The sequence below is a fragment of the Methanobrevibacter sp. genome (assembly GCF_045603845.1).
GTDB lineage: Archaea > Methanobacteriota > Methanobacteria > Methanobacteriales > Methanobacteriaceae > Methanocatella.
Window position 1 is genome coordinate 1 of record NZ_JAZUMY010000098.1, and the last position, 7,004, is coordinate 7,004.

Sequence of the window (7,004 nt, forward strand, 5' to 3'; positions counted from 1 at the left end):
CGCCATTCATAAAAATAACAGACAAATTATCAAAAGCATTATTCCAAGAAATATTATCAAAACTATAATAAAAGTTACTAAAATTAGAAATAATTTTAATAGTTACATTAGACTCATTAAAAAAATATAAATTATTATCAACAAAAACAGGACTCATCATATAAATATTTTGAACTGAAAAAGAAGGATTATAATTATTGTTTCCTTCAAATGATACGTTTAATGGATATTTCCCAATATCTAGATTAAATGAACAAAAGGCAATACCATCATTATTGGTTAAATTATAAAAAACATTATTTCCAATATTAAAACGAATAGATAAATCACTTATTGATTTATTGAAATAATCACAAACACGAACTGAATAATGAAAAGTATTATCATTTTCATCATAATATCTAGATAGAATTGAATTATTAGTAAAGAATAAATTAGATCTATTTACTACAATGACATTATTTATAGAATATACAACATTATTATAAGATTTAAATAAAAGATTTACATTATACGAACCAACATTCCAATCTATTAACCATTTTGCTTCACCATTATTATCAGTCAAACTAGCATAAGAATATTCGCCCACAGTTAATAAAATCGATTTATGAGAAATATAATTACCCTCATTATCTTTTAGTTTAGCAATAAAATATGAATTTGGTGAAGAATAATTTGTTGTGTAATTACTAGCATCTATATAATATGTTTTATGACTAACACTACCTGATGTAATATAAATCGTATTTGAGATATGCAAATCATTATATTGTGACGTAATAATATAATCCCCAGGACTTAAATTAATATTTAATCCTGCAACACCATAAATATTACTTGTTCGAGTATAAAAAACTCCATTAATATTGAAAGTAACATTTTGATAAGGATATGGATTTCCCAAATTATCTAAGACAACACATTCAAATCGACTACCATCACGATAACCCATATATAAATCATCAGCATATAAAGAAGGTAAAACAGTGACTAGATTTGAATATAATTGCCCGCTAACGGGATTGGTAGCAGTAATTATATATTCACCAGGATATAAATTAATATTTAACTTAGCCCACCCAGTAGCATTTGTCGTGCGCGTATAGATTACACCATTAATATTGAAAGTAACATCCGTGTTAGCTAAAGCTATACCATTTACTGAGAAAAAAAGAGAATAATATTGAGAAGAATTGTGATAAATTTTAACTAAATCATTAGCATAAATAGTCGAATTGACAAAAACCCAATTAATTGCATAACTTGGTTTGTAATTATTATCCCCATAGAAAAAAGAAGCAATTGTGTAGTTTCCTGTATTTAAATTAATTGCAAGTGAAGCAATACCATTTGCATCTGTGATACGAGTATATGATACACCATTTATTGTAAAATTAATATTTTTATTAGATAAACTGTTACCATTTGAATCCAATAAAGAAACAGAAAAACGTTGGCTTCCACCATAATACTTAACAAGATTAGAAGAATTGAAATATGTATCAATAGGTAAATTATTACCTCCATTATAACCAAGTTCATCCTCCAAGTCATACTCATTATCAATATTAATCATTAATACATCGGTACTATTATTTTCAGAAGCAGCATAACTTTCCGATATATTAAAAAGTAATAATAAAAAAATTAAAATTAAAATAATTTTCAATTTAATTTAAATCACCGAAATAACAATTAATTATATTATATTATATTAAAAAATAAATATATAACTTTCTAAAATTAGCAATACACGATTTTAAATTAAAATATTTTTTAAAAAATCAAATCAAAATTAATTTTAATAATAAAACTAACAAACTATATAATATGAAAATCATATATTGGAGCGACTTCAACTGCCCTTATTGCTATATAGGTAACACAAGACTTAAAAAGGCTATAAACGAATTGAATTTAGATATTAAAATGGAAATGAAAGCTTTCGAAGTTGAACCGGAAGAAAGTGATGAAATAGCTACACCAATGAAAAACCATTATGCAAGAAAATATGGCATTCCAGAGTTTGTAGCTATAGATGAGCTTAAAGAAATTGATGAAATCGGAAGGCAGGAAGGCTTAAATTATGATTATTCCAACAGTAAAATAACATCTTCAAGAAATGCTCACAGATTAGTGAAGCTAGCTTCAAGCAAAATGGATGATGAATTAGTTGAAAATATTTGTGAAAAACTGTCCAGGGCTTTTCTGTGTGAAAGAAAAACATTATCAGATAAAGAAGTTTTAATTGAAATAGGAACATCCGAAGGTTTAAATGAAAAAGAAATCGAAGAAATGCTTGAAAGCGATAAATATCAAGTCGAAGTCCAGATTGATGAAGAGGATGCTAGACTAAATAGTGTTAATTCTGTCCCATTTTATTTCATTGAAAAAGGTGATGAAACTCTGGCAATTCCCGGTGCATTAACGACAGAAGAATTCAAAAACGCCTTAAAAGATTTGATAAGTGGAGACATTGAAGACAAATTAGAATAACCTTCTCAGAGCAATATTGCTTTTAAAAATAAGTTAAATTTATTACAAAGCTCCATAAAAGCTATAATCCATGATTAAGATAAAATATGCAGACAGTTATTTAAAAAGATTACGCGGATTGATGTTTAAAAAAGACATTGATTACGGATTGTTATTCATTTTAAAATACGGATCAAGCATCCATACCTGTTTTATGAGATTTACAATTGATGCTTATTTTTTGGATGAAAATAAAGTTATTATTGATAAGACCACATTGAAACCATGGAAATTCTACAAAGCGTCAAAAAAAGCTAAATATATTCTTGAAACTAAAGAAAATTTTCTAGATTTAAAAAAAGGAGAAAAAATTGAGTTTATATAAACTCCAAAACATCTTCAGGATGTTCGAATATCTGAATATCATCAATTTCAGATAATCTCTTTGTATTTTCAATATCGATGCCTCTCATGTAGATTGTGATGATTTTTCCTTCTGAAATAGCATCATATGGACAGGAATTTCTGCATTGTCCGCATCCGACACATTTTGTCAAATCAATCTCATCATGAGGAATAATCGCTCCTTCAGGACAAACAAGAGCCGCAACACATTCATCACACTTTTGACATTTAGCGGTTTCCATTTTGGATGGAAGAACAGTGTCAATCGGTCCAGGATGGATATCAACAGGAACCATGAATGTCTTAACAGCGCCCTTACCCGCCTGTGCAACAGCATTCGTCACTAAAGTATCAGCAATACCATAAACGATTTTGGAAACCGTATTTGCAGTTGCAGGTGATACTATCAGTAAATCATATTTACCCAGAGAGAGTCTGCCTGTTATCGGATATGAAAACTTTTGGTTGGAATCTGTAGCAAGCTCTCTGTATTTGCCGCCAGTCAGTCTGGTAACCCTTTCGTAAAGACCATACATTTTCAATACTTCTTCCGCAGCACCAGAAAGAAATATGGTTACTTCATGGTCTCGAGCCAGTTTTTCAGCAACTTGAACAGATTCGTTTAGTAAATGACCTGCTCCAGTAAAAGCAAACCCTATTCTCATGGTATCTATAATTTATGATATTGATAAGCGTCCTTATCTGAAAATGCATAATCTAAAGTTACATATTGATTCATGAATTCAGCAACTTCATCAGCAATGTCTTCCTTGTCGACTGCGACACGTTTGATGAATTCAGCAACTTCAGACATTTCTTTTTCTTTTAAACCTCTTCTGGTAATTTCCTGAGTACCGATTCTGATACCTGATGGGTCATCAGAATTGTCTCTGTCATCACCAGGCAGGAGATTTTTATTTAAGATAACGTTATTGTCAGCCAATTCACGGGCAATATCTGATGCTGAGCGGATGGAACTTAAGTCAACTGCAATTTGGTGTGATTGGGTGAATCCCTGTTCTTCACATAATACGTCAAATCCTAATTCATACATTGCCTGACCTAATGCCTGAGCATTTTTAATGGTCTGTTTTGCGTAAGCTTCACCGAATTCAAGCATTTCAGCGGTTGCAATACCTAATCCGAGCAAGTGGTGTAAATGGTGGTTACTTACAACACCAGGGAATACTGCATTGTCAATTAACTCTTCATTTTCCTTGTGTGAAAGGATGATTCCTCCCTGTGGACCAGGGAATGTTTTGTGGGTACTTCCCATCATTACATCTGCTCCTTCTTTAAGAGGTTGCTGGAATTGGCCTCCGGCAATAAGACCTAATACGTGAGCTCCATCGTACATGATAGTTGCTCCGACTTCATCAGCTGCTTCACGAGCTTCTTTTACAGGATGAGGGAATAAGAATAAGCTTCCTCCGAACAATACTATTTTTGGTTTTTCTTCGAGGATTTTCTTGTTCATTGCATCGATGTCTATGTTCATGATATCTTTGTTTAATGGGTGGAATACGGTTTTTAATCCACGGATACCTGCTGCACTTACATCTGCGTGGGAAATGTGTCCTCCGGAAGGTACTTCCAAAGCCATTACTTTTTCACCAGGTTTTGCAAATCCAAAGAATGCTGCTAGATTTGCGGTTACACCTGAAACAGGCTGAACGTTAGCATAGTCACAGTCATAAACTTTGCATGAAAGTTTTTTGGTCATGTCTTCGACCTGGTCAACGAACTGACATCCTTCATAAAATCTTTGGAATGCCTGACCTTCAGCGTATCTGTGAGCAAAATCAGTTGCTAAAGCTTCAGTAACTTCTACACTGGTTACATTTTCAGAAGCAATCAAATTAATACTGTTTCTCATATATTGAGTATGTTCTTTTGCAATTTCTTCAAATTTTAAAATTTCGTCATGATAATTAGTCATTTACTACACCTAAAATTAAATTAAAAATTATGTTTTAATTTATATTGATAATCAAATATAATACTTATGAAAATAAGTGTTATTTTTAACTATATTTCAAATTGATTTTCAAAATGTAGATTACATAAAAAAGCAGAATGAATGCCAAAAGTAAAAATATTGTACCTGCCGGAAATATGGACATTACTCCAAAACCGTCAACGAGAAATCCTCCGATTGCAATACCTAAAGCTATCCCGCCGTTTAAAATACTTAAAAATATGCCGTTTGCAAGCTCAAGATTATCTGAGAGTACTGAAGTTTCGATATATTGAATCAGATTGTATCCCATACCATCCAATATTCCAAAAATTAAAATTAAGGTTAATACTATGACTATATAATCGACTGAAAAGTACAATGCAACAAAAACCGAAGCACAGACAATCTGGAAAACAATTAATGTCAACTTATCTTTCATTGATATCAGCTTTCCTCCCAGCCATGTTCCAAAAATGGAAAATACTCCATAGACAAACAGGAAAATGCTCAGCTTATAGGTATAGATATGGCTGACCGTCTGGAGGAAATATGGAAGATAGTTATAGACTATGCTTGCACCAATAGGCATCATTACAATTCCGACTGATGATAAAATGAATTCTTCTGACTTTAAAGATGAAAAAGACATTTTATAGCTTGTAGCTTTACCAGAAATCTTAGGGAAAAATAACACTATGAGAATCAGCGTTAAAAAATTGATTGAAAAAATCCAGAACATTGCTACCTGATAACCGAATATTGTTCCTAAGGCTGTCGTTATTGGCAAGCCCACAATACTTCCCACAGATATTCCAAGCAGTATTTTAGTGATATAATCCTGTTTTTCTCCTTCAGGAGCAATTTCCTCACAGACTGTCAGGGCGATTGAAATGAATGCAGGATAGAAAACCGCAGACAGTATTCTGAAAAATGAAGCGATGAAAATATTATCTGTAAAGATTATAACAAAATTGGCTAGAGCAAAAACAGACAATATTGAAAGGAATGTTTTCTTTCTCTCAAACCTGGAAAATAATGTAGGTACAAATAGTCCGCATATCGCAATAGTGAAAGTGAATGAACTGACATATAGTCCGGATATTGCAATTGAAGTATTAAAATATTGAGAAATTTCAGAAATAATGCCAATAATACTTAATGGAGTGTTAATGCCCAATGAAGAAAGCATTAGTATATAAAGAAGTATTTTAGGATTATTTTTCATGATTTGTACCCATTTGATTAATAACAATAGTTATGTTGAAATGAGTATTAATACTTTAATATCCTGAAAAATGCAGTAAAAAAAGTGTTAAAAAAAAGTAAAAAAAGAAATAGAGATTAAAAATCTCTAAATCTATTTTCCTATGTCTTCAAGAGCAGCACTGATTTGTGCCATAATTTGATCGGTTTTGAAGTGTTGTTGATCCATAGCACCGGATGGACATGCACCTACACAGGTACCGCATCCTTTACATAATGCAGTGTTAATTTCAGCGTGGTTGGAACCTGAGTCACCAACAATTGAAATAGCACCAAATGGACATAATTCAACACAAACTTCACAAGCACCACAAATACCTTCATCAGTACGTGCGACGATAGGTTCGATTTCTACTTGACCTTTAGCCATTGGGATAGCTGCTCTGGATGCTGCAGCGGAACCTTGTGCTACGGAGTCAGGAATATCTTTAGGACCTTGAGCTACACCAGCAATGTAAACACCGTCAGTTAATGTGTCAACAGGTCTGAGTTTAGGGTGAGCTTCCATGTAGAATCCGTCTGCGGATTTGGAAACACCTAAGATTTGTCTGAGTTCGTCTGAACCAGCAGAGTGTTCAAGACCGACACTTAAAACAACCATATCGTAAGTGTATTCAGTTACTTTACCGAGTAAAGTGTCTTCTGCTCTGATAGTTAAGGTTAAATCATCATTTTCGAAGATTTGTGCAGGTCTACCTCTAACGAATTCAATTCCGTATTTTTCTTGGGAAGTTTTGTAGAACTCTTCGTATCCTTTACCGAATGAACGGATATCCATGTAGTAACAGGTTACTTCAGTGTCAGGTTCGTGGTCAATACATAATTGAGCGTTTTTCATGGAGTACATACAACATACTCTGGAACAGTAAGGTTTACCGATTTGCTCATCTCTTGAACC

At 32.5% G+C, this 7,004-nt stretch carries 7 protein-coding genes; 2 read left to right on the forward strand and 5 right to left on the reverse strand.

From position 1 onward, the window contains the following. Positions 1–1,672: Ig-like domain-containing protein (locus ACKI2W_RS09520; protein ID WP_407381535.1), on the reverse strand; the 1,672-nt coding region annotated here is incomplete at its 3' end. Between the two features lie 161 nt (positions 1,673–1,833). Here ACKI2W_RS09520 and ACKI2W_RS09525 point away from each other — a divergent pair. Then, entirely contained in the window at positions 1,834–2,499 is a 666-nt protein-coding gene (locus tag ACKI2W_RS09525; RefSeq protein ID WP_407381537.1) for a DsbA family protein, read from the forward strand. 70 nt (positions 2,500–2,569) lie between these two features. Then, on the forward strand, positions 2,570–2,863 hold the full coding sequence (locus ACKI2W_RS09530) for a DUF192 domain-containing protein (protein ID WP_407381539.1): 294 nt from the start codon (positions 2,570–2,572) through the stop codon (positions 2,861–2,863). On the opposite strand, the gene ACKI2W_RS09535 is transcribed toward ACKI2W_RS09530, so the two are convergent. From ACKI2W_RS09535 to ACKI2W_RS09550, 4 genes are all read right to left on the reverse strand, one after another. Next, a complete protein-coding gene (locus ACKI2W_RS09535; protein ID WP_407381541.1) occupies positions 2,856–3,548 on the reverse strand; it encodes a dihydromethanopterin reductase (acceptor) in 693 nt (230 codons plus the stop codon). The genes ACKI2W_RS09530 and ACKI2W_RS09535 overlap by 8 nt on opposite strands. A 5-nt stretch (positions 3,549–3,553) precedes the next feature. Beyond that, positions 3,554–4,822 (reverse strand): serine hydroxymethyltransferase, encoded by a 1,269-nt coding sequence (gene glyA, locus ACKI2W_RS09540; RefSeq protein WP_407381543.1) that lies wholly within the window; start codon positions 4,820–4,822, stop codon positions 3,554–3,556. An 85-nt stretch (positions 4,823–4,907) separates the two neighbouring features. Next, on the reverse strand, positions 4,908–6,068 hold the full coding sequence (locus ACKI2W_RS09545; RefSeq protein ID WP_407381545.1) for an MFS transporter: 1,161 nt from the start codon (positions 6,066–6,068) through the stop codon (positions 4,908–4,910). Between the two features lie 132 nt (positions 6,069–6,200). Further along, the coding region (locus tag ACKI2W_RS09550; protein ID WP_407381547.1) for a CoB--CoM heterodisulfide reductase iron-sulfur subunit A family protein at positions 6,201–7,004 on the reverse strand (804 nt) is incomplete at its 5' end.